General features: G+C 72.3%; 20 protein-coding genes. 9 read left to right on the plus strand and 11 right to left on the minus strand.

Features of this window, described 5'->3' with window-relative positions:
* From ABT170_RS09440 to ABT170_RS09450, 3 genes are read right to left on the minus strand one after another with little or no spacing between them, the layout of a single operon-like run.
* Positions 1-1,608: a HoxN/HupN/NixA family nickel/cobalt transporter gene (locus ABT170_RS09440; RefSeq protein ID WP_351865491.1), complete on the minus strand. Its 1,608-nt coding sequence runs from the start codon at positions 1,606-1,608 to the stop codon at positions 1-3.
* Positions 1,605-2,924: a tetratricopeptide repeat protein gene (locus ABT170_RS09445; RefSeq protein ID WP_351865494.1), complete on the minus strand. Its 1,320-nt coding sequence runs from the start codon at positions 2,922-2,924 to the stop codon at positions 1,605-1,607. The genes ABT170_RS09440 and ABT170_RS09445 overlap by 4 nt, the downstream gene beginning before the upstream one ends.
* On the minus strand, positions 2,921-4,429 hold the full coding sequence (locus ABT170_RS09450; protein WP_329942822.1) for a DUF4331 domain-containing protein: 1,509 nt from the start codon (positions 4,427-4,429) through the stop codon (positions 2,921-2,923). The genes ABT170_RS09445 and ABT170_RS09450 overlap by 4 nt, the downstream gene beginning before the upstream one ends.
* 298 nt (positions 4,430-4,727) lie before the next feature.
* On the opposite strand from ABT170_RS09450, the gene ABT170_RS09455 reads away from it, so the two are divergent.
* The 3 genes from ABT170_RS09455 (at position 4,728) to ABT170_RS09465 (ending at position 8,344) form a co-directional block, all read left to right on the plus strand.
* Positions 4,728-5,399 carry a hypothetical protein gene (locus ABT170_RS09455; RefSeq protein WP_329942821.1) on the plus strand — a complete coding sequence of 224 codons (672 nt, stop codon included), beginning with the start codon at positions 4,728-4,730 and terminating at the stop codon, positions 5,397-5,399.
* Positions 5,400-5,476: 77 nt separating this feature from the next.
* Positions 5,477-6,028 (plus strand): hypothetical protein, encoded by a 552-nt coding sequence (locus tag ABT170_RS09460; protein WP_351865498.1) that lies wholly within the window; start codon positions 5,477-5,479, stop codon positions 6,026-6,028.
* A 297-nt stretch (positions 6,029-6,325) separates the two neighbouring features.
* Positions 6,326-8,344: a YncE family protein gene (locus tag ABT170_RS09465; RefSeq protein ID WP_329942819.1), complete on the plus strand. Its 2,019-nt coding sequence runs from the start codon at positions 6,326-6,328 to the stop codon at positions 8,342-8,344.
* Here the strand turns inward: ABT170_RS09465 and ABT170_RS09470 are convergent.
* Entirely contained in the window at positions 8,334-9,869 is a 1,536-nt protein-coding gene (locus tag ABT170_RS09470) for a helix-turn-helix domain-containing protein (protein WP_351865739.1), read from the minus strand. The genes ABT170_RS09465 and ABT170_RS09470 overlap by 11 nt on opposite strands.
* A gap of 383 nt (positions 9,870-10,252) precedes the next feature.
* On the opposite strand from ABT170_RS09470, the gene ABT170_RS09475 reads away from it, so the two are divergent.
* Positions 10,253-10,789, plus strand: coding sequence for a nucleotidyltransferase domain-containing protein (locus tag ABT170_RS09475; protein WP_329942818.1), 537 nt, complete (start codon positions 10,253-10,255; stop codon positions 10,787-10,789).
* 21 nt (positions 10,790-10,810) lie between these two features.
* Here the strand turns inward: ABT170_RS09475 and ABT170_RS09480 are convergent, their stop codons facing one another.
* The 5 genes from ABT170_RS09480 to ABT170_RS09500 all read right to left on the minus strand — a co-directional run bounded on the left by ABT170_RS09480 (position 10,811) and on the right by ABT170_RS09500 (position 18,457).
* Positions 10,811-11,305 carry a hypothetical protein gene (locus tag ABT170_RS09480; protein WP_329942817.1) on the minus strand — a complete coding sequence of 165 codons (495 nt, stop codon included), beginning with the start codon at positions 11,303-11,305 and terminating at the stop codon, positions 10,811-10,813.
* Positions 11,302-14,907, minus strand: a complete 3,606-nt coding sequence (locus ABT170_RS09485; RefSeq protein ID WP_351865501.1) for a CHAT domain-containing protein — start codon at positions 14,905-14,907, stop codon at positions 11,302-11,304. Before ABT170_RS09485 ends, ABT170_RS09480 begins: the two co-directional genes overlap by 4 nt.
* Positions 14,904-16,100 (minus strand): hypothetical protein, encoded by a 1,197-nt coding sequence (locus ABT170_RS09490; RefSeq protein WP_351865504.1) that lies wholly within the window; start codon positions 16,098-16,100, stop codon positions 14,904-14,906. Before ABT170_RS09490 ends, ABT170_RS09485 begins: the two co-directional genes overlap by 4 nt.
* Before the next feature lie 232 nt (positions 16,101-16,332).
* Positions 16,333-17,220 (minus strand): glycoside hydrolase family 19 protein, encoded by an 888-nt coding sequence (locus ABT170_RS09495; RefSeq protein ID WP_329942814.1) that lies wholly within the window; start codon positions 17,218-17,220, stop codon positions 16,333-16,335.
* A gap of 313 nt (positions 17,221-17,533) precedes the next feature.
* The gene (locus tag ABT170_RS09500) at positions 17,534-18,457 is read right to left on the minus strand and encodes a glycoside hydrolase family 19 protein (RefSeq protein WP_329943017.1); all 924 of its coding nucleotides are present in this window, start codon (positions 18,455-18,457) and stop codon (positions 17,534-17,536) included.
* 290 nt (positions 18,458-18,747) lie between these two features.
* Here ABT170_RS09500 and ABT170_RS09505 point away from each other — a divergent pair, with 290 nt between their 5' ends.
* On the plus strand, positions 18,748-20,277 hold the full coding sequence (locus ABT170_RS09505) for a substrate-binding domain-containing protein (RefSeq protein ID WP_351865507.1): 1,530 nt from the start codon (positions 18,748-18,750) through the stop codon (positions 20,275-20,277).
* 287 nt (positions 20,278-20,564) lie between these two features.
* On the opposite strand, the gene ABT170_RS09510 is transcribed toward ABT170_RS09505, so the two are convergent.
* Positions 20,565-21,848 (minus strand): adenylosuccinate synthase, encoded by a 1,284-nt coding sequence (locus ABT170_RS09510; protein ID WP_266922440.1) that lies wholly within the window; start codon positions 21,846-21,848, stop codon positions 20,565-20,567.
* A gap of 186 nt (positions 21,849-22,034) precedes the next feature.
* Between ABT170_RS09510 and ABT170_RS09515 the strand changes: the two genes are divergently transcribed.
* Both ABT170_RS09515 and ABT170_RS09520 read left to right on the plus strand, forming a co-directional pair.
* Positions 22,035-22,940: a diacylglycerol kinase family protein gene (locus ABT170_RS09515; RefSeq protein ID WP_329942812.1), complete on the plus strand. Its 906-nt coding sequence runs from the start codon at positions 22,035-22,037 to the stop codon at positions 22,938-22,940.
* 94 nt (positions 22,941-23,034) lie between these two features.
* A complete protein-coding gene (locus ABT170_RS09520) occupies positions 23,035-23,307 on the plus strand; it encodes a DUF1876 domain-containing protein (RefSeq protein WP_329942811.1) in 273 nt (90 codons plus the stop codon).
* A gap of 64 nt (positions 23,308-23,371) precedes the next feature.
* Here ABT170_RS09520 and ABT170_RS09525 read toward each other — a convergent pair whose 3' ends face one another.
* Complete coding sequence (locus ABT170_RS09525) at positions 23,372-23,905, minus strand: GbsR/MarR family transcriptional regulator (RefSeq protein WP_351865512.1); 534 nt, start codon at positions 23,903-23,905, stop codon at positions 23,372-23,374.
* An 89-nt stretch (positions 23,906-23,994) separates the two neighbouring features.
* On the opposite strand from ABT170_RS09525, the gene ABT170_RS09530 reads away from it, so the two are divergent.
* The gene (locus ABT170_RS09530) at positions 23,995-24,906 is read left to right on the plus strand and encodes an ABC transporter ATP-binding protein (RefSeq protein ID WP_329942809.1); all 912 of its coding nucleotides are present in this window, start codon (positions 23,995-23,997) and stop codon (positions 24,904-24,906) included.
* On the plus strand, positions 24,903-26,528 hold the full coding sequence (locus ABT170_RS09535; RefSeq protein WP_329942808.1) for an ABC transporter permease: 1,626 nt from the start codon (positions 24,903-24,905) through the stop codon (positions 26,526-26,528). Before ABT170_RS09530 ends, ABT170_RS09535 begins: the two co-directional genes overlap by 4 nt.
* Positions 26,529-26,551: the final 23 nt, after the last annotated feature.

Raw genomic sequence — 26,551 nt, forward strand, 5'->3', positions numbered from 1 at the left:
TCACAGCAGGCTGCGCACCGTCAGACCGATACCGACCGCCAGAACCGCGACGGCCGTCAGGACCGCTCCGTACGGGGTGTAACGGCGCAGCGCCGGAAGCCGCCGTTCACCCAGCGCCGCGAGTCGGCTCCCGCCTCCGGCGAGCAGCAGCCCGGCGGAGGTCAGGGTGAGGGCCATGCCGAGGCCGTAGCCGAGGACGAGCAGCACGCCGAAGTACGTACGGCTCAGCCCGATCGCGCCCAGCAGGACGACGAGCGCGGAGGGGCTGGGGACCAGACCGCCCGCGAGCCCGACACCGAGCAGCGCGGGAAGCCCCTTGCGACGGCCCGCACGACCCTGTTCATGACTGTGCCCGTGGCTGTGCCCGTGCGCCGGCTCACCCCCGTGCCCGTGTCCATGCCCGTGTCCGTGTCCGTGCCCGTGCTCCTGCCCGTGATGACCGTCCTCGTGATGGTGCGAGGGATCGTGAGGGTGGTGATGGTGGTGGTGCCCGTGCAGCAGGCGGCCCGAGCCTCCCCCCGCCCGCACTCCCCGCACCGCCGATACCACCAGCACCGTTCCCAGCACCGCGAGCACCATCCCGCTCACCGCACCCAGCCAGCCCAGCAGTCGCTCCCCCAGCAGCCCGCCGCCCGCTGTCAGCACGAGGCCCATCACGAGCACCCCGGCCGTGTGCGTCACGGTCACCGTCGCGCCCACCGCGACCGCCGCCCGTACGCCGCCCTCCCGGCGGGCCAGACAGGCGGCCACCGCGAGCTTGGCGTGGCCCGGGAGCGCCGCGTGGCCCGCGCCCAGCAGCAGTGTCAGCAGCACCGCCAGCAGGCCGACCGGCAGGGTGGGATCACGGCCCGCCATGAGGTCGGTGAGGCGGTTCTCCACGGCGGGGAAGAGCACCGCGCCCCGGTCCACCGCCCGCGCGCCCGGCGCCTCGTCCACCGGCGTGCCCGCGACCGCTCCGGGACCGGGCGCGCCCGCCCCCGCGCCCCCCGGTTCCGTACGCAGCGTCGCGGACACCACGGCCGAGGGCTCGTCGCCGCCGTTCGCCGGATAGCGGCGCAGCACGTCGCTCGGGCTGGTCGCGGGCACCGGGGAGGCCGTCAGCCGCACCCCCGTCCCCGCGACCGCCGTGATCTCCTTCCACCCCGTGCGCGACGCGTCCGCCGACGAGGCGAACGTGATCGCTGCGGGTGCCGACAGGTCCGCTCCGGCCCGCAGCACACAGGTCAGCCGCGCCACGGACAGACCGGCCGCACCGTCGGCGTACGTGAGGCGCGCTCCGCGTACCCGCCAGTCGAGCCGCTGACCGTCCACCGAAGCCCGGGTCCGGCGGGCCAGGTCCGCACAGCGGCCGGCGGCCCGCGCGGTGGCCTCGCGGCGCGAGACGGACCCGTCGTGGTCGGTGTCCGTGGCGTCGGCGTCCTGGGCGGTGGGGATCTCCGCGCTGTCGACGACCGCCGTGTCCTCGATCGCGTCCCGGGTCAGGCGCAGCCCGTCGTGGTGGTTGACGCTGAAGTTGCCCAAGGGGTGCGCGAGTGCCGGAGGCGCTGCCGCGAGCGCCAGCAGGAGCGCGGCGGGCAGGACGGCCGACGCCCGGCGTGGCTGCCTCATGTCCGGCTCATCTCCTCGGCGCGCGGGGCGTGGTACGGGGAGAAGCGCGGGTTCAGCGCCAGCGCCTCGCGCAGGTGGCCGGTGGCTCCGGGCAGGCCGAGCGCGTGCTCGATCGCCCCCAGGTGGTAGCGGAACAGGGCGTTCTTCCACCCGGTCGCGGACGCCCTGCGCGCGTACTCCATCGCCTCCGCGTTCCGCCCGTCCCGGTGCAGTGCCCATGCCAGCGCGTCGGCGGCGATCACACTGCGGGTGTGCTTCCACTCGCGGCGCATCAGCTCGACCGCGACGGCCGGGTCACCGTGGTCGGCCGCGTACAGCGCGACGTGCGGATCGACGGGTCCGCCGTCCGCCCGCGACAGCCGTACCTGCGCGTCCAGCGCGGCCCGCTCCCCACCGCTGCCACCGCCACCGCCACCGCCGTCCCTGTCGCCGCCCGCCGAACGCCTCAACTCCACGGCCTCCAGGAGGAACTGCGGCAGCGGGGTCCGCTCCAGCAGCCGTTCGTACGCGGCCATCGCCTCGTCCGTGCGCCCGCGTGCGGCGAGCACCCTGGCCGTGCCGGCCCGCGCGTAGGGGTGGCCGGGTACGGCGTCCAGGGCACGCCGGTAGTGCTTCTCCGCCCGGCCGACCGCGCCCCGGGACCAGGCGAGGTCGCCCAGCCGGGCTTCCGCGAAGGCCCGTTCGTCGTTCGTCGCGGCACTGTCCACGGCCCGTTGGAGCGCGATGGCGGCGTCCTCGGGACGGCCGTTCGTCTCCAGGTCGTAGCCGGCCCTGCTGTACGCCGCCGAGGCCGGGGCGAGGTCCAGCATCCGCTGCACGGCGGTGCGGGCCGCCGGGTAGTGGCCGAGCTGGATCTCCGCGTCGGCCAGGATCGCGTACCCGTCGGGCCGGTCCGGGGCCATTCTGGTGGCCCGCAGCCCGTGCGCGCGCCCCTCGGCGAACTCGTGCCGGGCGTTGGCCAGCAGCCCCTGTCCGGTGAGCGCGGCGTAGTTGTCCGTGCCGTCGAGGTCCAGCGAACGGCGCAGGGCTCGCCCGGCAGCGTCCAGCCGCGCCGCGTCCAGCGCGGTGCGGGCAGCCTCGATCTCGGCGTGGCCGAGGGCGGCCCAGACGGTGGGGTCGTCGGGGTACGCCCGCGTGCGCTCGCGCGCGGCCTCGACCGCGCCACCCGCTCCACCCGCCGCGACCGCTGCGGCGGGAGGGGCGGCGGCCGGGGCATCCGGCGAGGGCCGGCCGGTGCCGGGCCCCAGGTACAGGAGGCCCGCCACACAGCCGGTCACGGCCACGGCTCCGGCCGCCCCGGTGAGCAGACCCCTCACGGGCCCGCGTGCGGGAGGTTGACGTAGGGGAACGTCGCCCGTGCGTCGGCGGGTTCGAGGCGCACGACCGGGTCCGGCAGCAGACCGCGTGCGGACGGGCCCGCCGGCTCGCCCTCCAGCATGCGGATCAGTGGTCCGTCGATGTTGTCGTTCAGACGGCGGCCGTTGGGGAAGCCCTGGAGGTCACCGTCGAGGACCCCGTGCGCCCGGGGATCGGCGGTGACGGGCGTGGTGAGGTTGAGGCGGAGCTGCTCGGCGAGCACGATGCGCGAGGCGTCCGCATCGCCGTTCAGGGCATGGCTGTTGAGGTCGAAGCCGAACAGCGAACCGTTGCCCTTGGCGATCCCCTTCATGAACAGTGCCTGGATGTCACGGCGCGGGGTGGCCGGAGCCTTGCGCCCCTGGGCCGCCTCGATCCGGTGCGGCGGCGCGGGGTCGAGCACCGCGGCGACGAAGGCGTCGTCCAGGTGGTCGTCCTTCGGGGCACGGGCCTGGAACCGGTCCTCGGGCCCGCCGGGCTTCGACAGGCCGATCGTCGAGCCGTGGACCGCGAACGCGAGGTGCGGGGTGCCGTTGCGGGAGACCTGCCGGTACGAGGGTGCCTGGGCGGCCAGACCGCTGCCGAGGTCGGCGCCCTGGCGCGAGACGGTCGACCAGACGCCGATCACCGGGTTGCGCTCGACGTCGCCGTTCAGCGCCACCTCGCTCTTGGGCACCTGGAGCACCAGGCTGTTCACATTGAGCGCCGACAGCGGCTGGGCGTCGGGCAGCCAGCCGGGCACCGGGCCCGAGGTCCCGACGGTGAACAGCCCGAACACCTGGGTGTCCGCCTTGAACGAGTCCGCCGCCTGGGTGGCGACCGTACGGCCGCCGCCCGGCAGATCACGGGTCGCCTGGGCGCGCAGCCTGCCGTAGTCGGGCATCAGCACACGGCCGGTGTTGGTGGGCGAGGCGATGGCGTCGCGCAACAGCGTCCTGCTCGTGCCGTCCGCCGCGATCCTCTCCAGCGTGTACTTCTGCCGGACCCCCAGCGAACGGTCCTCCAGCGAGGTCACCGGCAGCGGGCCGACCTTCGGGCCCATCCCGAACGGCCGGCGGTCCTCGTCGCGGAACGTCCAGCGGTACGTGGCGTCCGGCGCCCCGTCCCCGTCGGCGTCCGTGTGGATCTCGTACCGCGCCCCGGTGGCGAACGGGAAGTCCACCAGGGCGTTCGCCGCGGTCCCCGGCACCTGGAACGGCCGGACGTTGGCGATCAGGGTCACCATGTCGGTGTCGTCGGGGCTGGTGAAGGCATAGACGTCGGTGATGTCCGCCGGGGCGTCGGACACGGACGACGGTGCGTCGATGTGGCCGCCCGCCTGCCCGGTTCCGGTGAGCGGGCCCGCGACGGAGGCGGCCGTCAGGGCGGCGACGGAGGCGGCGAGCGCACAGAGCCTGCGGCGCGAGAAGTACGGCTTCCGACGCGGAAGTCTGTTGAATCCAGGAACGTCGTCCGGTCCGGACATGCGGATCTCCAGTACTGGGTGTGGGGGGAGTGGAGCCGCACCAGAGTGATCGTTTCACCGATCCCCATGCGGCCTTCTCACCCCCAAGGCACCCAGTCGCGTGCAGTTTTCCGTCTATGGGGTGAGGCGCGGTTTGATCTTCGCCTCAACTATGCATGGATGGACCTGCCCCAACAGGAGGCCGGGCGTTCCTCGGTCTCGCCGACCTCCGACGAACTCGGCCTGCCCCCCACCCTGTTGGGCGCACCGCGGACCGGATCTCCGGCTCCGCCCCTTCCCCCCACACACAAGAAGGTCCATGAGCATGCACGGATTCCGCCGCCTCACCGTCCTCGCCGCCCTGGCCGCCCTCGCGCTCCCGCTGGGGATGAGCTCCGCCGGGGCCTCCGCCCCGCAGCAGGCCGCAGCCGCTCCCCGGGCCGCCGTCGCGGCGCCGTTCCCGGGCGCGTACATCTCCCCGTGGGGCGACGCGCAGGTCGCCCTGAGCGACGAGGCCATCGACTGGATGAAGCGCGAGGGCATCACGCTGGATGCCATCGGCCCGTTCGCCATGGACAAGGATGCCCGCGGCTTCTCCATGCCGATCGGCTCGACCGCCGGTGACGGCCTCGACTCCCAGGGCCGGATCTTCTACCCGGGCGGCCTGAACTTCCACCACGCGGCCTCCGGCAAGACCATCACCCTCAAGCCGACCTACATCCGCGTGATGCCGACCCCGGCCTACTCCGCGGGCGTCCTGGTCGACGGCGTGCCGTTCGACGACGAGGTCACGATCGCGGAGTCCACCTACGTGGAGGTGATGGCCGGGGCCCGTCCCAGCCTCACCGGCTTCCGCATCAAGCAGGCGCCGTTCTACATGACGGAAGAGGCGGCGAGCATCTTCCGCTCCGTGACCGGCGGCGAAGCACCGCGCGTCGGCTCGCTCTTCGGCACCCTGACGCCGAACTTCGACTACATCCCCACCAAGTAGGCACCGCTCCTCCTCGGAACCGGACAGCGGCAGCACGACGTCCCCCGTCGTGCTGCCGTTGTCGTCGTGTGGGGGGCATGCGTCACATGTGGTCCGTCCTGGGGATACTCTTCGCCGCCGCGCCTCTGGTCGTCTGGAGGATGCTCGCCCGCAGCCGGGGGGTCGGCCTGACCGTGGGCGGGTTCCTGCTGGCCGAGGCGTGCCTGCTGGTCGCCGCCCAGCAGACCTGGCTGGACATACCCCGGGCCGACGCCCACCTCGTCCACGCGGTCCTCGCGCCGGCCGTCATCGCGTTCGGCGCGGTCCTGGAGCACGGCGGGAAGGGCCCCGGCCCGGCGGACTGGATCCCCCGGCGCAACGGCGCCATCGGCTTCCTGGGCACGCAGTTCGCCCTCGTCCTGGTGGCCTCCCTGCTGTACGTCGTGCTCAACAGCGAGGGCTCCGAAGCCCCGCCCGCCGACGCGGTCCCCCCGCTGCCCGCCGGCCTCACCATCGAGTCGCAGGGCACCGGATGCGGGTCCGGCGGCTGCTACCGCACGGTGCGGATCGGCAGCAAGGAGAACCTGTCCCGCCAGGAGATCATCCGCCGCCTGAACCGACCGCACGAGACCTGCCGCCCCAACGGCTGACTCCTGGACCGGCGCGACCTCTGCATCGGCGTCACGGACAACGGCCAGTACCCGGTGCTCTACCTCAGCCTCCGCAATCTGATCGACTGAGCGCGGCCCGCCCCCGCCCGCCCCCGCCCGCCGCCGGCCTCACCCGCGACGGTACGACGGGGAGCGCGGGAGCGCCCTTCGCTCCCCTATCGTCACCATAATTGCGCCCTGGGTGTCATTGTCATGCCATACCCTGCGATTCGGGCCGCACCCCTCTCTCATCTCCGGGTGCCAAGCGGCCCGCCTACCGTGGGGGTATACGTCACTGTGCGCACGCGCAGAATCTCGACCGCGACAGCGCTCGCGGTCCTCTTCAGCTCCGTAGTACTGGTCGGCGGTGCGGCGAACCCGGCCGCCGCCGACTCCAGTACGTCGCTGCCGATCGCATCGAGCGGCGACATCGTGGTGGACGGCGTCCACCACCGGGTCTTCATCAGTGACCCGAAGTCCGGCAAGGTCGTCGCGACCGACTACAGCGGCAAGGTCGTCGGCACGATCGCCTCCCTGCCCGGCGTGCTCGGACTGGAACTGTCCAAGGACTCCGGCACCGTGTACGCGGCGGTGCCCGGCGACGGGTCGATCGCCGCGATCGACACCGCCTCCCTCACCGAGAGCAAGCGGTACGCGCTCGGCAAGGGCATCGAGCCGAAGTATCCGGCTCTCGCGGGCGGCAAGCTCTGGTTCGGCTTCAACGCCCTGGACGTCGCCTACCGGGGCCAGATCGGGTCGATCGACCTGACGGTTCCGGAAGCCACGGTGACGCTTCCCGAGGGCGGGGGGAACAGCTGGTACTCGGCCCCGAGGCTGGCCTCCGACCCCGCCGCACCCAACGTGCTGGCCGCCGCCCAGGAGGGCAGCAGCTTCATCGCGCTGGCGGTGTACGACGTGGCGGGGGGAACGCCCGAGCGCGTGGCGTACGGCCCGGACAGCTCCGGCGGCGAGTACCAGTCCTACCTCTCCGACTTCGACGTCACACCGGACGGCAAGCAGTTGCTGGTGACGGGCGGCGGGTCCCCGTACCAGGCGCAGGCGTACTCGACCTCGGACCTGTCCCGGGTGGGCGCGTACAACACCGGCAGTCACGGCGCGGCGGTGGCCGTAGCGCCGGACGGCATGGTGGCCGCCGGGACGACCCAGTCGTCCCCCGACGTCTTCGTCTACCGGCAGGGCGCCACGAAGCCGCTGCGCACCTACGACATCCCGTACTCGACCGGCAGCATCACGGCGACCAACGACCTCCATGAGGCGGGCCTCGCCTGGGCGCCGGACCGCAGCCGGGTCTTCGCCGTCACGACCAACGTGTACAGCGACGTCTACGCCCTGCGGGTGCTGACCGACCCGACCAAGTCGGCGGTGAGCCTCACGGTGAACGCGCCGTCCAAGGCGACCCGCGCCAAGAAGCTCACGGTGACCGGCAAGGCCGCGTCCGGGGCGGCGTTCCCCGCGGGCACCAAGGTCTCCGTCGTGCGCACCGACGTCGACTCGCCGAAGGGCAAGTCGCTCGGCTCGGTGTCGCTGGCGTCGAACGGCACGTTCTCGTTCACCGACACCCCGCCCGCCGGCGGCACGGTGACATACCGGGTCGGCTACGCGGGCGACGCGACGCACTCCGCGGCCTCCGGGGCCGACTCGGTCGCCGTCTCCCGCGCAGCGACCTCGCTGACGCTGAACCGGAACAAGGACGTCTACTCGTACGGCAAGGACGTCTCGTTCACGGCGCACCTCGGCAAGACGTACAAGAACCGCGTCGTCGAGCTGTGGGTGGACCCCTTCGGCTCGGACAAGCCGAAGAAGCTGGCCAAGAAGGGCAAGGTCAACTCCAAGGGGAACCTGTCCGTCACGGTCGACATGAAGCGCGACACGACGGTCACCGCCGTGTTCGCCGGGGATGCCCGGAGCGCGTCGAAGTCGGTCAAGTCGACCGCGTACGCGAAGGTGAAGGTATCGACCTCCATCTCCAAGCAGTACAAGACGGCGAAGATCGGCAAGACGTCGTACGCGTACTTCCACAAGAAGAAGAACCCGGTCTTCACGAACACCATGAGCTACTACCCGGGCCGCTCGCACAAGCTGTCCCTGGAGCTCTACTACCAGGGCAAGTGGTACGACGCGGGCCAGCAGTACTTCAAGCTGGGCAGCAACGGGAAGTCGATCGTGACGCTCACCGGTACCCATGAGACCGGCTACAGGATGCGGGTCCGCGCCTCGTACGTGAACGGTTCCTCGGGTGACAGCGTGAACTCGACCACCCACGGCGCCTGGAAGTACTTCATCTTCACGAAGTAGCGGACCGGGGGCCCGGTCCGAGCTCCAGTGCCCTGAACGCCAGCCACAGGTCGTAGCGGGCGCTCGGGGCCTGGAGCAGCGAGCGCCCGAGCACGGTTTCGAGCCGGGCCAGGCGCTTGCGGGTCCCGGGGACGGAGATGCCCAGCGCGGCGGCGGTCGGGCCGAGTTGGGCCTCTCGGTCCAGCCAGGTACGCAGCGTGGCACGGGCGGTGTCCGGGGCCGGTGTGTCCGCCGTTTCCAGGGGGCGCAGTTGCTGGGTTGCCCAGGCGCGGACGGCGGGGCGGCGCAGGATCTCTTCGAGGTCGTGCGCCGCCTCTGCCGTTCCCGCTGATTCCGCTGTCTCCCCGCCCGGCGCCGTCCCGGTGGCTGTCCGGCGGGGGGCCGGGGTGGCACGGATGCGGAGGGCCAGGTCCAGGGCGGCCTGGTCGGCGAGAGTGCCCAGGTCGAGACCGAGCAGTTCGCCGATGAGCCTGAGCCGGGCGGCCAGGGTGTTGCGGTGCACCTTCAGGTGCTCCGTGGCGTGGGTCGAGAAGGACAGCCAGGACGCGGCGGTGGCCGCCAGTTCCTGGCTTCCCGGGTCCTGGGAGCGGCGTGGCAGGTGGTGCAGGAGCGGGGCGAGCAGGGCATCGGCCCACAGCGCGCCCGCCCGGCCGACGACGAGTGCCGGCTCCGGCGAGGCCCCGAACCTGGCGTGCCGGCCGGGAAGTCCACGGGCGACGGCGAGGGCGTGGAAGGCCTGGCGGTATCCGGTCGCCGTGTCCGGGAGCGGCAGCTGTTCGCTGACGCCCACGACGCAGTCGTCCACGAGAGCGGCGACGTTCTCGTCGAGCGGTTCGTCCCCCTTGCCCCCTGCCGGCATGACGAGGATGAGGTGGCTGGCGTAGACGGGGCACCGCACGATCCAGGAGCGCCCGCCGTCCGCCTCCGCGCAGACCCGCGCCACCTCGTCGCGCTGCCCGCCCGCACACTCCACGACGCACACCCGCACCGGGTCGGGGAGCCTGGGGCGCAGCGCGCCGGCCACCTGGTGGGCGATGGACAACTGGCCCGTCATCAGCAGGTGCAGCACCGCCTCCCGGCCCCGCGACTCCGCGAGGTCGACCCGGCGCCGCTTGCGTTCGACCGTCTCGGCCCGCCAGCACAGGGCCGCCGGGGCCAGCGCGTCGGCCAGCAGGGCGGTGAGCCCGGCGGGCACCGGCCGGGGGACGACGACGGCCAGCGCCGGGGCGGGCGGTGCGTCGAGCGGGAACAGCAGCGCGGTGTGTGTGGCCGAGTCGAGGGAGTGCGCCTTGGCGCCACGCGCCGTCAGGGCCCGCGCGCCCTCGGCCGCCAGCTCGGCGGCGTCCGGGGCGGCGGGGGCATCGGGTGCGGGGAGGTGCGGGGCCGGCAGGTGCGGGGCCGGGGCGGCGGATACCGCGTGCAGGACGGTGCCGTCGCCGTCGACGAGCCCGGCCCAGCCGCCCGCGCGTCCCGACAGCCAGTGCAACAGCTCGGGTGTGCCGCCGGTGCGCACCAGCCGGTGCATCCGCAGTACGTCGTCGGCCCGTTCCCGCGCGCGCAACAGGGTCCTCTTCTCGCTGATCGTCACGATCTCGGTGGTGCCGCTCGGCTCGCCGCACCCGGCCCGCGAGCCGGCGACTGGCCGGAAACCGTCCGTTCGGCCTGAAACCGGAGTGCAGCGTACCGGTTTGATTGTGCGGACTGATACCCCCGATGCGCCACACAGGGCGAAATGAACCTGCCGCTCCACCGCCCGACGGCCTAGGGTCCGAACGTGTTCCGGCACGTCGGCGACGACGGGGGACATCGGGAGTCGTCGGGGGACGACGGGGGACGGGTCCGGAACGCGCGGGGAGCGCGGCGGCAGCGGCTCACGGGGGTGGTCGCTGTCGCCGGTTTCCTGTGATCATGAGCATCATGATGAGCGCCGAAGACGTGCTGGACATCCTCGACCTTCTCGGCGGCGCCGGGGTGGACGTATGGCTCGACGGGGGCTGGGGCGTGGACGCCCTGCTCGGCAGGCAGACCCGCGCGCACGACGATCTCGACATCGTGGTCCGGCACTCCGACCGGGACCGGTGCACCGAGGTCATGGCGAACGCCTCGTTCACGCTCTGGCACGACGGCGGCCCCTTCAACTGGGTGCTGAGCGACACGGCGGACCGGCGCGTCGACGTCCACCTCGTGGACCTCTCCACGACCCTTCTCGACGAACGGGGCGAGCCCGTCCACGGGCCCAACGGCCTTGCCCATCCCGTGGGTTCCCTCGACGGCACCGGTACGGTCCTGGGCCGGACGGTGGCCTGCGTGACCGCCGAGTTCCAGGTGCACTCGCACACCGGCTACGCCATCGACGACAACGACATCCGCGATGTGCTGGCACTGCACCGGCGCTTCGGCATGCCGCTGCCGCCGCCGTACGCGGATCTGGCCGCCCGCGCCTGACCGCGATCCGGAACCCGGCCGTCAGGGCTGGCGCTGCTGGACGAACTCCAGGACGGCGCGGGCCAGCGACTGGAGGACCCGGTCGGAGGCCGGCTTCTGTTCCACCTCGAACGAGACCGTGTTCCTGCCGTCCTTCCGCTTGAACGAGACACCGACCCGGAGCCGGAGCCAGCCGACCACCGCGCCCAGCACGATCAGGTCGTCGGTGAGATTCTCCAGCGCCATCTGGTCGTCGGCGGGCGGATCGGCGAGGACGGGACCGACCAGATCGGCGCTGCGCCCGTCCTCCGCCAGCGCGGAGAGCACCCGGCGCGCGGTCTCCGGTGACGCCAATTCCCTTCGTGTGGGGCTCAGTTCACCGGCCGCCGCGCAGACCGCCTCCAGCACCGCCCACGCCTCGTACTGATCCCGGGGACCGTCCGGGTGCCGTGCCGCCAGGGCGTACGAGATCTCTTCGAGCGCCAGGACCACGGCACGGTCGTCAAGGGTGTCGAGGTCCGCTTCCCTCATGGTCATCTCCAGTCTCCCAGCGGGACGAAGCCCGCCCAGTGGTACGGATGCGAAAGATACGGCCGTTCGGTGTCGGCCAGAAAGCTCTGCTGCGCCCGCCACATGGCCTTCCAGACCGGCAGCCCCGCCATGCGGTTGCGGATGAACAGGTCCAGCAGCTCCGCCGAACTGCCGCTGTACACACGCCAGACGGGGGCCACCACCGTCCTGGTCCCCTCGCGGAACAGGGAGCGGGTCAGGCCCGTGAAGTCCTCGCCCCGGTGGGCGGGGGCCTGCCAGCCCGCCGAACAGGCCCGCAGGACCACCGTGCCCGGCAGACCGCGCGGTGTGGTGAGTTCGCGGGCCCGCAGCAGGAAGGGCAGGGCGTCCGGGGAACGGGTGGACAGTTCCCGGCTCGGGCGCCTCCGGCCGTCGGAGAGGATCAGCGCCGCGTCCCGGGGGTCGCTGCCCCCGGCGTACCCGTGGCAGGCGACGTACGCCAGGTCGCACTCCTCGAACGCGCTCAGCACCGCGTGAGGTGTCGCCGCGAGCCCGGACAGCTCGGTCACCTGCCAGCCGTCCGCCCCGGGCAGCCGGTACGACTCGAAGCCCGTGTCGCCCGAGGCCGCCAGGTCCTCGTCCGCCGCCACGTTCACGCACAGGGCGCGTCCGCGCGGTGCGGGACCGGCGCCGAGCAGGTACTCCAGGGCCGAGACACTGGGGGCGTACACCGTGGCCGCGCGCTGCCCGACGTACGCCCCGTCCGCCAGCCGGAGCGCGGTGAGCGGGAGAACGGCGAGCGGACCGTGCGGCGCCACACACATCAGCTCCCGGTCACCCAGCGCGTCCTGGAACGGCAGCAGCAGCGCGGACAGCTCCTCCAGGGGCAGCGGCACCGGGCGGCGGGGCCGGATGGGCGGAATGCTGGGGAACACGGACCCGTCCCCGTCCACCAGCCGCCGGACGGCCTCCACCCTCGTGTGCAGCTCCGCCCGGCCCAGCGCGATGCGGTAGGTGCGCAGCCGGAGTTCGCCCGAGGCGATGACGAAGCAGAACGTCTCGCGGTGCCCCACGAAGTACGAGACGAGGAGCATCCCCTCGTCCGGCGCGTGCCGCTCCACCAGCCGGGCGGCGTCCCGCGCATCGGCGCCCAGGGCGCGGCGCAGACGCTCGTACCCCGGGGCGACCGCGCCGATGGACGCGCTGATGCTGTCGAGCCGCTGCTGGATGGACGTCACGTACGAGGCCCCGGCACGGGCCGTCGGCGCCCCGCTCTCCAGACCCGCCAGGATCCGGCGCACGGTCAGGAGCAGCCCGGCCTCCTCCGCCAGCACCTCCCGGGACACGCCCAGGGGCGGCGGCAGCGGGTGGAGGGCCAGCCCCTCGACGACGGAACGGGACTTCCCCTCCTCGTGCAGGACGAACGCGAGCTGTTCGGCCGTGCCGCCCACCGGCAGTCCCAGCCGCTCGCCCCGGTCCAGGAGCAGCCCGATCAGTTCCTCGTACACGGGCAGTGCCTGGCCCGCCAGCTCGTCACTGGACATCCGCACCGGCCCGAAGACACCGCGTCTGCCCAGCAGTTCACGACAGGCCCACAGCTCGTCGAACGCTTCCTGGTCATGGCCGGGGAGCCCGGCGAGCAGCCGGGCCAGCGGGAGCCTGACCCACATGCTGTCCTCGGAGCGGCCCTGCCTCTCCTCATGGGCCAGGACGGTGCGCAGCAGGGTGACCGCTCCTTCGGCACCCTCGCTGTCCTCGACCACCCCGGCGGCCCGGACCGCGAGTTCCTTCAGGGCGCTCCAGTCGTCGCGCTCGACGGCCCCCTCGATGCCGGACCGCAGTTCGCGCGCCAGCTCCCGGCGTTCCCCGTCGTCCTCGGAGACATGCCACAGCCGCTCCATGACCCGCGTCCGGAGCGGCGGGACACCGTCGACGGGACCCATCCTGTCGAGCCGCTCGCGGATGCGGGCACAGCCGGTGGTCACCAGGCCGGTGAGGCCGTCCCGCTCCTTGCCCTCGGGAAGCACATTGAGCAGACGCTCCGTGACGTGGACGGCGGACCGCTCCCTTTCCCCGCTGCCCGTGCCTTCCCCGCTACCCGTGCCTTCCCCGCCTCCGGTGCCTTCGGCGCTGCCCGGTTCGAAGAGCAGCGCGTCCCGGTAGTAGACCGCGGCCTCCTCCGGCCGGTCGTCCTCGCGGGCGAGATCGCCCAGCGCCACGAAGACGTTCCCCACACCGGGCCAGAAGGGGCCGGGCGTCATTCCGGCGAACAGGCTCAGCAGCAACTGCCGCGTGGCCTCCTCGAACCGGCCCTGCCGGATGTGGACCCGGGCCAGCTCGTGCCGCAGCGGGGCGAGGAAGCGGGAGTCCGTCCGCTCGCCGGTGAGGACGGACTCCTCCACCAGCTCCGCGGCCTCCCGGTCCCTGCCCCGCTCCTCCAGACACCCGGCGAGCTCCAGCACCGTCTCGTGCCAGACCGCCTCCTGCGACGGCTGCGCCCGGTCGACGGTTTCGAGAATCCGGTGGTAGACATCGGTGGCCGCCCCGAGCGCACCCGCTTCCCGCCAGACCCGGGCGTGCAGAACCAGGACGGCGACCGGGGTGTGCAGCGGGACACCCGCGGGGACGTCGGGCAGGGCCTGCGCCGCGTCGAGCTGCCGCAGCGCCTCGCGGTAGCGGTGCACCCCGGCCAGGGCACCGGCGCATTCGACCCGGAGCGCCTTCTCATGGGGCCGGTCCACGGTGCCGTCGGCCTCCACCGCGGCGACCGCGTCGACGTACACCTGTGCCGCGGCCGCCGCGTCACCCATCTCGGCCAGGACGGCGGCCAGCCCCAGATACGCGTTGGTGAGGGAGCCGGAATCCCCGGCGACCAGCTGCTCCGCCACGGCCCGCGAGGCGTGGAACAGCGCCCTTCGGTACCGCCCCCGGGCGCGCAGGTGAGTCGCCCAGTCGGACCGGGCGGTGACCCGCCCCGCGCCGTCCTCGGCCAGCAGGGCGAGGGCGCCCATCACATGGGCGTGGGTGTTCCGCACCTCGGGGTCGTCGCCGATGAGGTGGAGCACGGCCCGCACCGGCGAGGGCGGCAGCAGGTGCCGGTGGCGGCGCAGCAGCGTATGGGCGGTGAGCGGGCTGTCGGCGGCGTGGGCCATCCGTATCAGCGTCCGGAAGTCCTGGGGATCCGCCGGCCGGCTCTTCGCCCCGGCTTCCTCCCGGCCCTCTTCCCCGCCTTGCTCCCGGAGTTCCTCCCGGGGTTTCCGCCGATCGTTCCGCCGGCCCTGCCCGAATCCGCGCCACCGGCCTCCCGGGCGGCCCTGCTCCGGGACCGGGGCCGGCTCCGGCTCCGGCTCCGGCTCCACGTGCTCGCCGGCAGAACCACCAGGACCGCCCGAACGGCCGGAACCGCCGGGCACATCCCGCGTGCAGAGCGTGGCGAGGAAGTCCCCCAGATCGGCGAAGACGGGCCGTCCGATGTCCCGGTGGATCTCCGACATCGATCTCAACGACGCGGCCAGATCGGGCCGTTGCGACTCCGGAACCCGGTCGATGGCCGCCAGGACCTCGTCGAAGGTGGGCATGTGCAGCATGCGCAGCGCGACGCTCATCATCGCGCCGCCCCGGTCCCTCATGAGCCTCCCCCGCCGGTCCTCGTCAGCAGCTCCGCAGCGACCGCGCGCTCGCCCTCGTCCTCGCACAGCTCCAGGGCCCGTTCCGCGTGGGCGCGGGTCTCGTCCTCCACGCCGCCCTTCCCGAATTCGAGGGCCAGGACCAGATGGTCCTGGCCGGACAGGAACGAACCGCTCAGCGCGGCCTTCGACAGCCCCCGGGCGCTGTCGAGCTGTCCGGAGTCCGCCGAGGCCCGGATCCAGGCCACCAGATACGGGGCCGGGTGGTCGGAGGAGACGAAGCGCAGATGTATCCGCTCCACCGGGTTCTGGCCGCCCTGCTGGTTCTGGCAGATCTCGGTGTACAGCAACGAGGCCTCGTACTCGGCCTCCGACTCCCTGAAGTACCGGTCGGCCATGGCGGGCTGACGGGCCTCGCGGGCCACGCGTGATCCGGGCATGACCCGGTTCAGCTCGGCCAGCACCCGGTCCCGCTCGGCGACCGGCCCCCCGGCCATCCGGGCGGTCGCGAGATGTTCGAGCACCTGCGCGCCCGGATGCGCCGCCAGGGCTTCGTCCAGCACCGAGGCCGCCTCGTGGTACGGCTGTGCGGCGTCGAGGCTCCGGCCCAGCTCCATGAGCGCCGTGGCCAGCGCCATGAACACCTCCACGACGGGCGTTCCCTCACCCTTTTCGAAGACCTCCGCGAAGGCGGCGATCCGCAGGCGCAGGAAGTCCCGTTCCACTTCCTGCCGTTCGATCAGCCCCATGAGCGACCGCAGCCGGCGGGCGGCCTCGTACTCCTCCTCGCTCCCGGCCGGATAGGGCCGGGCCGGACGGGCTCCGCCGTCGTCGGGACCGGACACCGCGGGGGTCAGCGTCCGCGACAGGGCCCAGGCGGCCAGCTCGGGCCGTCCCGCGCGGGCCAGCGCGGTCCCCAGGTCGACCCAGGCCGCGCACTCGTCGGGGTTCTCGCCGGTTGCCTGCATCAGCGCGTGAACCGCCCGGCAGGGCATGCCGCACAGCAGGGCCGCCACGCCGTGCGCGTGCCGGTGCGCCGGGCTCAGGCCCGCCTCGGACTCCAGCAGTTCCATGCCGCGCATCCGGTCGGGCCCCGGGCTCAGGTCGATGCCCTGGACCATCGTGAGGCTGCGCCGGGGCAGGGCCGCCGTGGAGAACGGGAACGACCACTCCCGTGCCGAAGAAGCCACATCCATACGCCGTCCCCCGAGGCTGGTCGAAAATCCATGATGGTCAGGCCCGGCGGCGCCGCACAAGAGGCGCACTCGGCCCGAGCGCCCCCACCCGCGAGCGCCCCTCCGGGGTACGGAAGCCTCCGGCGTACAGCTGGTACGGACCCCTCGGCGTACGGGGGCGGAACGCCGGAACGGGGGGTGCGTCCGGCCGGAGCCGGTCGCACCCCCCGCCCGGGTGGGGGGAACCGCGGAGTCAGCAGCTCAGGTTGGAACCGGTGGTCGTGCCGAGGATCTGGGTGAAGGCCGTGTACTTGTCGATGCGGCTCTGGACCTGGCCGGGGTTGCCGCCGTTGCACTCCAGGCTGCCGTTGATCGAGCGGATCGTCTCACCGAAGCCGGCGCCGTTGACCATGGCGTTGTGGGGCGTCATGGTGCCGGGGCCGTTCTGGGTGTTCCAGTACCAGAGGCCGGTCTTCCAGGCCACGGAAGCGTTCTGCTCCACCAGGTACGGGTTGCCGAGCAGGTCGATGCCGAGGGCGTCACCCGCCGCCTTGTAGTTGAAGTTCCAGCTGAGCTGGATGGGACCGCGGCCGTAGTAGGCGGCCTGTCCCGCCGGGCAGCCGTAGGGCTGGGTCGCGTCGCAGTAGTGCGGGTAGTTGGACTGGTTCTGCTCGACGATGTGCACCAGACCACCGGTCTCGTGGCTGACGTTGGCGAGGAACGCCGCCGCCTCCTGGCGCTTGACCGTGTCACTGCCGGTGTTGGCGAAGGCCGGGTAGGCGCTCAGCGCGGCGGTCAGACCGCTGTACGTGTAGAACGAGTTCCGGTTCGGGAACATCTGGTTGAACTGCGCCTCGCTGACGACGAAGCCCGAGGGGTTGGGCTCGCCCGGGTCCGTACCGCCGCCGCAGGCGCCCTTGTCCGCCCAGACGTCCGAGGTGCCCGGAGTCTCGTTCTGTGTCCACCACTTGGCGGACCAGTTGTGCCCGTTGTACGAGGCGGACCCGCCGCCCGTGTACACGGACGAGGAGTTCCAGGCCGGGGCGCAGTCGGCCGCCGCGGCCGTGGAGGCGGGGAGAACGACGATCGTCGCGACGATCGCGCCGAGTGCGGCCAGAAGACTCATGACGCGTCTGATCACGTGATCACTCCTTAGGGCGCGGCGCCACGTCCGGCCGTGGAACGCCGCCATGGGGGTGCCCGTCACTCAAGCGACATGGTCTGGACCTGTCAAGGTCTAGACCATGTCGAACACATCTACGGATCGGAGGTTTGCGCGTGCGCGCGGACACCCCGACGCCCGGATCGTACGGCTGGAAGCGCTCTCAACAGCGGGAATTCCGGAGGCAGTCGGTCCGGATCAACCCGCCCCGGCCCTGGAGGAACCGGCGGGCCCGGGAGAAAACCTTCGGGCCCGTCCAGCATGTGGACGGGCCCGTCCGGGTGTGTGCGGCTCAGCAGGTGAGCCCGGAACCCGGGGCCGTACCGATGATCCCGGTGACGCGCTCGTACTTGGCGACCCGCGCCGCCACCGACTCGGGGTTGCCGCCGTCGCACTCCAGCGCGCCGTTGAGCGAGCGGATGGTCTCACCGAAGCCCGCGCCGCCGACCATGGCCTCGTGGGAGGTCATGGTGCCGGGGCCGTTCTGGGTGTTCCAGTACCAGAGGGCGGTCTGCCAGGCGACCGACGGGTCCTGCTCGACGAGCCACGGGTTGTTCAGCAGATCGAGGCCCAACGCGTCCCCCGCCGCCTTGTAGTTGAAGTTCCAGCTGAACATGATCGGGCCGCGGCCGTAGTACGCCTTCTGGCCCGCCGGGCAGCCATAGGGCCGGCTGTAGTCGCACTTGCGCCAGTAGTTGGCCTCGTTGATCTCCTTCACGTACTTCAGCCCGACCGACTCGAAGTCCGCGTGCGTCAGGAAGGCCGCGGCCTCGCGGGCGCGCGTCGCGGGAGTCCCGGTGTTCGCGAAGCGCGGGTAGGCGTGCAGGGCGTCGATCAGGCCCTGGTACGTGTAGAAGGCGTCGCGTTCCGGGAAGATCTCGTCGAACTGCGCCTCGCTGATCACGAAGTCCGGGACCCCGCCCGTACAGGCACCCAGGTCGGACCAGACGGAGGTGGCCCCCGGATTCTCGCCGTGCGTCCACCACTTGGCGCTCCAGTTGCGCCCGTGGTGCGAGACGGTGCCACCGGCCGTGTAGGCGGTGGAGGCGCTCCACAGCGGCGCGCACGGCTCCGTGGCGCCGGGGATTCCGGCGGCAGCGGAAGGCCGGGCGGTGGCGGAAGGCCCGGCGGCCGGGGAGGCCGAGGCTCCGGGGGCAAGGACGGCCGTCGCGACGACGGCGCTCAGGACGGTCAGAAGGCTCTTGATGCGGTTCAGCGCTGCTCACTCCTTCGGCGCGGCGCGCCGGACGCCGCGACCGGCGGAGCCGACGGGCCGACTCGGCGTGCCGAACACTCAAGCCCCGCTGGTCTGGACCTGTCAAGGTCTAGACCAGACGGGAGCACCGCGCGGAGATCGTCCGGCACGCCCTCACTGAACGGCGGGCGAACATCGGCGGACGCTCTGCCGCCGTCCCCCCGGCCCGGTTCGCGCGCCCGTACGGTGACACGAACTGATGGTCGCACCGCGCGCACGCCCGTGCGCGCAGGGGGAGTGCGGGGGAAACCGTGGAGTGGTTCAGCGCAGAGAACATCGTGGCCGTACTCACCGCCGTCCTGGGCGTACTGGCCTCCGTGGGGGTGCTCTGGTTCGAGCGCCGCGTACCGCGCCGCAAGCGCATCGGCTACCGCGTCCAGATGGACACCCCGATCGGCAGCGACGTCAGCCAGGGGCGCGCCAACGTCCGGCTCGGCCTCTTCCACGAGACCCCGGACATGTCCGATGCGACGCTCGTCCTGCTGCGGATCGAGAACGACGGCTCGCAGTCCATCGCCGACAGCGACTACACGGGACGCGAACTCCACGGCCTGACCGTCGAGTTCACCGGACGCACCGTGCGCGGCATCGCGGTCACCCAGCCGCCCGGAGCCGAGCACCTGATGGAGCACTTCACCCCGGCGGCCGGCATGCGGCACACCGGCCCTCTCATCCGGCTGCCCCGGGTACCGCTCAACCGCGGCGAGCACTTCAAGCTGCTGGTCCTGCTCACCGGAGCCGACATCGGCAGCCCGATCAGGATCACCGGCGGCATCCGTGACGGCGAGGTGACCCCGAACAGCGCCGCCCGCCCCGACGACAAGCCCCCGCTGTTCGGCCGGGCCGCCAGGCTGATCACGGTGGCCCTGACCGTCTGCGTGGTCACGCTCGCCTCGATCATCCTGATCCGGGACGACACCCCGCCGCCCCTCGACTGCGCCCGCGGCGAGCTGCGGGTGACCGGATCGACCGCGTTCGCCCCCGTCGTGCGGGAGTTGGCGGACAAGTACATGAAGGAGTGCGAGGGCTCCACCGTCCGCGTGGACACGCACGGCAGCACCTCCGGGATACGGGAGCTGGCGGCGCAGGGCGACCGGGCCGGGAAGTCCGGCTCCCCCGCGCTCGTCGCGCTCTCCGACGGCCCCAAGCCGGACGGCTATCCTCAGCTCCGCGACACCCCTGTCGCCGTCTCGCTCTTCTCGCTGGTCGTCAACGACAAGGTGCCGGTCCGCGATCTCTCGCTGACCGACATCCGGCGGATCTACCGGGGCGAGATCCGCAACTGGCGCCGTCTGGGCGGCCCGGACCTGGACATCCTGCTGGTCAGCCGGGACGCCAACTCCGGTACCCGCGAGGTGTTCCAGCGCCGCGTGCTGGACCGCAACGAACCCGCCCAGTCCTCCCGCGACTGCGCCACGAAGGACGATCCGCGGGCCCGGGTGGTGCGCTGCGAACTCGACGGCACCGACCAGGTCCTGGCCACGGTCGCCCGGCTGGACGGCGCCATCGGCTACAGCGAGCTGCGCTCCGGCAGCGAACCGGCCGGGCTGCACCGGATCGCGATCGACGGAGCGGCCCCGTCCGTCGACACGATCGGCGACAGCACCTATCCGTACCGGGAGATCGAGTACGCGTACACCTACGGCCGGCCGCCCGCCGACTCGCTGGCCTCCAGTTTCCTGGGCTATCTGAGCCGGGGCAGCGGCCAGGACGTGATCCGTACGCACGGGCATCTGCCCTGCGCGACCCCGAAGGGACTGCGGATCTGCGGGGAGTACTGATCCGAGCCGTACCGAGCCGTGCCGCCGCGTAACGGTACGGCACCACTGGTCACGCTCCCCGGAGCCGCGAAGCAGCCCCTGTGCGAGGATTCCCGGGTGGATCAGCCGACACATGACGCTCCCTCACATACCTTCCCCCACCGGCTGCTTGCCCGGCCGGGCGCGGGCGGCACGGGCGAGGTGCGTCCGGCACGCCCCGCGGGCGGCCGGACGCGCGGAAGGGCCCCCGGACCGGCGTACCGGTCCGGGGGCCCTTCCCCACACAGTGCTGCGAGCGCCCGCTTCCCCTACAGGAACGAGTTGATCTCGATGGTCTCGGTGCGGCCGGGGCCGACACCGATCGCGGAGATCGGCGCGCCCGACATCTCCTCCAGGGCCTTCACGTACGCCCGCGCGTTCTTCGGCAGGTCGTCGAAGGTCTTGGCCTTGGTGATGTCCTCGGACCAGCCCGGCAGCATCTCGTAGATCGGCTTCGCGTGGTGGAAGTCGGTCTGGCTGTACGGGAGTTCCTCGACGCGCTTGCCGTCGATCTCGTACGCCACACAGACCGGGATCTGCTCCCAGCCGGTGAGCACGTCGAGCTTGGTGAGGAAGAAGTCGGTCAGGCCGTTGACCCGGGTCGCGTACCGCGCGATCGGGGCGTCGAACCAGCCGCAGCGACGGTCACGGCCGGTGGTCACACCGCGCTCGCCACCGATGCGCCGCAGCGCCTCGCCGTCCTCGTCGAGCAGCTCCGTGGGGAACGGACCGGCGCCGACGCGCGTCGTATAGGCCTTGAGGATGCCGATGACCCGGCTGATCTTCGTGGGGCCCACGCCGGAACCGGTGCAGGCGCCGCCGGCGGTCGGGTTCGACGAGGTGACGAAGGGGTACGTGCCGTGGTCGACGTCGAGCAGGGTGCCCTGGCCGCCCTCGAACAGGACGACCTTGCCCTCGTCGATGGCGTCGTTCAGGATCAGCGTCGTGTCGGCGACGTAGGGCTTGATCTGCTCCGCGTACTGGAGCATCTCCTCGACGATCTTCCCGGCCTCGATCGCGCGCCGGTTGAAGACCTTGGCCAGGAGCTGGTTCTTCTGCTCCAGGGCCGCCTCGACCTTCTGCTCCAGGATCGACTCGTCGTAGAGGTCCTGGACGCGGATGCCCACTCGGTTGATCTTGTCGGCGTACGTCGGGCCGATGCCGCGGCCGGTCGTGCCGATCTTGCGCTTCCCGAGGAAGCGTTCCGTCACCTTGTCAAGCGTGACGTTGTACGGAGTGATCAAATGAGCGTTGCCGCTGATCAGAAGCTTGGACGTGTCGACGCCACGCTCGTTCAGACCGCTCAGCTCGGAGAGCAGGACCGCCGGGTCGACCACGACACCGTTACCGATGACCGGGGTACATCCCGGCGACAGGATTCCGGAGGGGAGGAGATGCAGTGCGTACTTCTGGTCGCCTACGACGACCGTGTGACCGGCGTTGTTGCCGCCTTGGTAACGCACCACATAATCCACGGATCCACCGAGGAGGTCGGTGGCCTTCCCCTTGCCCTCGTCACCCCACTGAGCACCGAGCAGCACAAGTGCGGGCACAGGCGTACACCCCTTCCGGGCGGGGCATGTCCAAGGTCAGGGGGCGTACGTAAAGGTCGTACCTGCCGCACGACGATGTACGGCAAAGCCTGAGCCGTCGAACCGGGTGCCCCGGAATAGACGAAGCCCCTGGCGCAATAGCGCAAGGGGCTCTTGCACCAAGATGCTACCCGAGGAAGGACCGAGGTGTCGGCTGCAGAGCCCCCCGGCGACGGCGACCACCAGCTCCTGGTGCTCATCGACCCGGTTGCCCGCCGGACCGACGGCGAGTCCGTGCGTATCGCCAAGGACGTGCTGAGCGCCGGCTCACACGCCAAGATCTGCCTTCCGGACAGTCCGGAGGAGTTCGCGCGGGCCCTGGCCCGGCGGGGCAATCGAAGGCCGGTGGTCGTCGGCGACGATCACGCGCTGCTGCGCGCGGTGAACCAGCTGCACCGCGAGCGGGAGCTGTCCGACGGCGTGCTGTCCCTGATCCCGGTCGGCGCCGCGCACGCGCTGGAGCTGGCGTGCGCGCTCGGCGTGCCCCGGGGCGCGGTGGCGGCGGCGAGGACGGCCCTCGATGGGGCCGTACGGAAGCTGGACCTGCTGGTGGACGACAGCGACGGCGTGGTCCTGGGCCAGCTGCGCATCCCCGGCCCGCCCCCGGCTCCCGGCACCGGCCCGGACCACGCCCATCCGGACCCGGGCGAGCCGCACACGGGCGTCACGGCGGTCTGGGACACCTGCCGCTCACTGGTCGCGTCCCTCGTCCGCCCGGCGCCGCCCGGCCATGCCGCGCCGCCGCGCAGGCACCGGCTGCGGGTCGAGGCGGACGGGGTCCTGCTCAATGACCTGGACCGGCCGGTCGAGTGCGTCTCGGTGGCCGCCCGGGGCGACGGCGGCCTCGCCGGTGTGGTGGTGCACACCACGTCGGGCGAGAAGGTCACGGCGGAGGCGTCGTCCGTCACGGTCTCCGGCGCGGACTTCCGCTACCGGGCGGACATACGGGTGGGCGGCCCGGTGCGGACCCGGACCTGGACGGTGCGGGCGGGGGCGTGGGGGCTGATGCTGCCGTGCCCGGCGAGCGCGGACAGGGCAACAGGCGCACTCTGAGAGAGAGGCCGGGGGGCTTTGGGGACTGTGGGGGCCCTGGGGACCGTGGGGGTTCTCAGGTTTCCGAGTTACCGAGGTTTCGGAGGTGACCGTCATGACCCGGACCGCTGTCGGCTGGCACATCGAGCTGGAATTCGAGGAAGACACCCACCGCACCCGTGCGGCGGCCATGGTGAGGCTCTCCGACGGTACGGAGATGCGTGCGCACGGCTACGCCAGCCGCCACCCCTCCGACGCCGACCAGCAGAGGGTCGGCGAGGAGATCGCGGGCGCGCGGGCGCTCAACGAACTGGCGATGAGGCTGCTGACCAAGGCGCACGAGGAGATCGACGAGGCGTCCGGCAGGACGTCGCACCCGCTGGTATAGGCCTCGCGCCCGGGGCATCGCGCCCGGCGTACGGGGCCTCGCGCCCGCTGACGCGGGGAGGCCCTCAGGGCTTCGCCGCGTCCGGCGTGAGGTCCAGCGTCTCGCGGTGGGCCTTCCAGCGCTCCATCATCCCCACCAGCTCCACCTGGACGAACTCGAAGAACGCCGCCGTCTCCGCCAGCCGGGCACCCGCCGGTGAATCCACGCCCAGCGTGCGGGCGCCCTCCCGGAGGGTGTCCTCCCAGCGCGTGAGCACCCGGTCGCGGCTGGCGAACGTGGTGTACCAGATCTCGTTCTGCAGGCGGTAGCGGTCCCGGCGCGAGCCCGGCTCGCGCTCACGGCTGACCATGCTGACCTGAGTGAGATAGCTGACCGCGCCGGACACCGCGGCCGGGGAGATCTGGAGCGCGAGGGCCAGCTCGGCCGAGGTCATCGAGGCGTCGTCGTCGGCGAGGAGTGCCGCGAAGACGCGGGAGGCCATGCGCTGCATGCCCGCGTCGGTCATGTCCGCGGCGAACCGCTCGACGAACCGCGACACGGCCTCCGCGTCCCGTCCGTCCTGCTCGTCGCGCGTGTCCGCGCCGTTGTCGCTGCTCATCGCCCCATCGTCTCCCCTGGCCGGTCCTGTCTCAATTTTATACGCTTCCTTAACTTCACAAGTTTGTGAAAGTAGCGTACGTTCAGAACATGACGAAGGCAATCACCGTGGCCGGGCTGCACAAGTCGTTCGGGCGGACACACGCGCTGGACGGCCTCGACCTCTCGGTCGAGACCGGTGAGGTTCATGGCTTCCTCGGGCCGAACGGCGCCGGGAAGTCCACCACCATCCGGGTCCTGCTCGGGCTGCTGCGGGCCGACTCGGGCGCCGCGCAGCTGCTGGGCGGGGACCCGTGGCACGACGCGGTGGCCCTGCACCGGCGCGTCGCGTACGTCCCCGGTGATGTCACCCTGTGGCGCAATCTCTCCGGCGGCGAGGTCATAGATCTCTACGGGCGGCTGCGCGGCGGCCTGGACCGCTCCCGCCGCGCCGATCTGATCGAGCGGTTCGAGCTGGACCCGACGAAGAAGGGGCGTACGTACTCCAAGGGCAACCGGCAGAAGGTCGCCCTGGTCGCCGCGTTCGCCTCCGATGTCGACCTGCTGATCCTGGACGAGCCGACCAGCGGGCTCGACCCGCTCATGGAGGAGGTCTTCCAGAGCTGTGTCGAGGAGGAGCGGGAGCGCGGCCGGACGGTGCTGCTCTCCAGCCACATCCTCAGCGAGGTCGAGGCGCTCTGCGACCGGATCAGCATCATCCGGCAGGGCCGGACGGTGGAGACGGGTTCGCTGGCGGACATGCGCCATCTGACCCGTACGAGCATCACCGCCGAGCTGTCCGCCGCGCCCGACGGGCTCACCCGCCTGCCCGGGGTGCACGACCTGAGCGTCCGGGGCGGCCGGGTCACGCTCCAGGTGGACACGGACAAGCTGGACGCGGTGCTCGTCTCGCTCACCGCCTCCGGGGTCCGCTCACTGACCAGCACCCCGCCCACGCTGGAGGAGCTGTTCCTGCGGCACTACGCGGCCGACGAGGCGCCCGAGGGGGTGACGGCGCGATGACCACCCTCACGACCGTCCCCGCCGCGGTGCCGCGTCCGGCGCCCCGCCACGGCCCGCTCGCCGGGACCGGGGCCCTGCTGCGGCTCGCCCTGCGCCGCGACCGGCTGATGATGCCGGTCTGGGTGCTGGCGCTCGGAGCGTCCTTCTCCTCCGTGGCCAAGTCCTACTCCTCGCTCTACGGGACAGCCGGCCAACGTGCCGAAATGGCCGCCTCGATGAGCGGCAACAGCTCGATCCGCGCGCTGTACGGGCCGATCTTCGACGACTCGCTCGGCGGGCTCGTCACCTGGCGCATGGTCGGCTTCGGGGCCGCGCTGGCCGCCGTGATGAGCCTGATCATCGTGATCCGGCACACCCGTGAGGAGGAGGAGACCGGCCGCCAGGAGATGCTCTCCTCCGCCATGGTGGGACGGCGCGCACCGCTCACCGCCGCTCTGCTGGCCGCCGTGATCGCCAACGCCGCGCTGGCCCTGGTGATCGTGGGCGCGCTGGCGGGGGCGGGTGCGGGCGGCGCGGGCGCGGTGGCCCTGGCCCTGTCGGTGGCCGGCACCGGGGTGCTCTTCGCCTGCACGGCGGGCGTCGCCGCACAGTTCACCGAGAGCGCGCGGCCGGCGAAGGGGATCTCGGCGGCGGTGATCGGGGCCGCGTTCGTCCTGAAGGCGGCGGGCGACTCGGCCACGGACGACGGCTCCTCCGTGCTGACCTGGCTCTCCCCCATCGGCTGGGCGGAGAACGTCCGCGCCTACGCCGACGAGCGCTGGTGGGTCCTGCTGGTCCTGGCCGCGGCGATCGGGGTGCAGGCTGCCCTCGCGTACACGCTGGCGGGACGGCGCGATGTGGGCATGAGCTTCCTGCCGACGCGCCCCGGCCCGGCCACCGGGCGGATCTCCACGGCGTCCGGTCTGGCGCTGCGGCTCCAGCGCGGTTCGCTGACCGGCTGGACGCTCTCCTTCGCCGTGGTCGGCGTGATCTTCGGCGGGCTGACCGGCGGCGCGGCGGACCTGGTCGGCGACAACGAGAAGACGCGGCAGATCTTCGAGCGGATGGGCGGACAGTCCGGGCTGACCGACGCCTTCCTGGCGGCGATGACCGGGATGCTCGGGATGGTGGCCGCGCTCTACATCGTCTCCTCGGTGCTCCGGCTGCACGGCGAGGAGAGCGCCCAGCGCGCCGAACCCGTTCTCGCGGGCGGCGTGGGACGTATCGCCTGGGCCGCCGGACACCTGGTCATCGCCTTCGGCGGGGCCGCGCTCATCATGGCCGTCGGAGGCCTCGGCCTGGCCCTCGGCTACGGCCACCGGCTGCCTCAGATCCTCGGCGCGGCCCTGGTCCAGCTCCCCGCGATCTGGCTGCTCGGCGGTCTCGCGGTCCTGCTCCACGGGGCCGCGCCGAAGCTGGCATCGGCCTCGTGGGGCGTCGCCGGGATCTGCCTGGCGATCGGCTGGATCGGCCCGGCGGTGGACCTGCCCCGGGCGGCGATGAACCTCTCCCCGTTCAGCCATCTGCCGAAGCTGCCGGGCGGGGAGATGGCCTGGACCCCGGTGCTGCTGCTGACCGCGGTCGCGGCGGCCGTGGTCGCGGCGGGGCTGGTGGCGCTGCGGCGCCGCGACATAGTGACCTGACCCCGCTACCGGGGTCCCGCTGC

The organism is Streptomyces sp. NPDC001787 (assembly GCF_040297465.1).
Taxonomy (GTDB): Bacteria; Actinomycetota; Actinomycetes; order Streptomycetales; family Streptomycetaceae; genus Streptomyces.

Bases quoted from the DNA above. Each gene is read 5' to 3' on its own strand.
- ABT170_RS09440 (WP_351865491.1), bottom strand. From the start codon at position 1,608: ATGAGGCAGCCACGCCGGGCGTCGGCCGTCCTGCCCGCCGCGCTCCTG.
- ABT170_RS09530 (WP_329942809.1), top strand. From the start codon at position 23,995: ATGACGAAGGCAATCACCGTGGCCGGGCTGCACAAGTCGTTCGGGCGG.
- ABT170_RS09480 (WP_329942817.1), bottom strand. From the start codon at position 11,305: ATGACCATGAGGGAAGCGGACCTCGACACCCTTGACGACCGTGCCGTG.
- ABT170_RS09460 (WP_351865498.1), top strand. From the start codon at position 5,477: ATGCGTCACATGTGGTCCGTCCTGGGGATACTCTTCGCCGCCGCGCCT.
- ABT170_RS09450 (WP_329942822.1), bottom strand. From the start codon at position 4,429: ATGTCCGGACCGGACGACGTTCCTGGATTCAACAGACTTCCGCGTCGG.
- ABT170_RS09455 (WP_329942821.1), top strand. From the start codon at position 4,728: ATGAGCATGCACGGATTCCGCCGCCTCACCGTCCTCGCCGCCCTGGCC.
- ABT170_RS09535 (WP_329942808.1), top strand. From the start codon at position 24,903: ATGACCACCCTCACGACCGTCCCCGCCGCGGTGCCGCGTCCGGCGCCC.
- ABT170_RS09475 (WP_329942818.1), top strand. From the start codon at position 10,253: ATGAGCATCATGATGAGCGCCGAAGACGTGCTGGACATCCTCGACCTT.
- ABT170_RS09485 (WP_351865501.1), bottom strand. From the start codon at position 14,907: ATGAGGGACCGGGGCGGCGCGATGATGAGCGTCGCGCTGCGCATGCTG.
- ABT170_RS09525 (WP_351865512.1), bottom strand. From the start codon at position 23,905: ATGAGCAGCGACAACGGCGCGGACACGCGCGACGAGCAGGACGGACGG.
- ABT170_RS09520 (WP_329942811.1), top strand. From the start codon at position 23,035: ATGACCCGGACCGCTGTCGGCTGGCACATCGAGCTGGAATTCGAGGAA.
- ABT170_RS09490 (WP_351865504.1), bottom strand. From the start codon at position 16,100: ATGGATGTGGCTTCTTCGGCACGGGAGTGGTCGTTCCCGTTCTCCACG.
- ABT170_RS09470 (WP_351865739.1), bottom strand. From the start codon at position 9,869: ATGCACCGGCTGGTGCGCACCGGCGGCACACCCGAGCTGTTGCACTGG.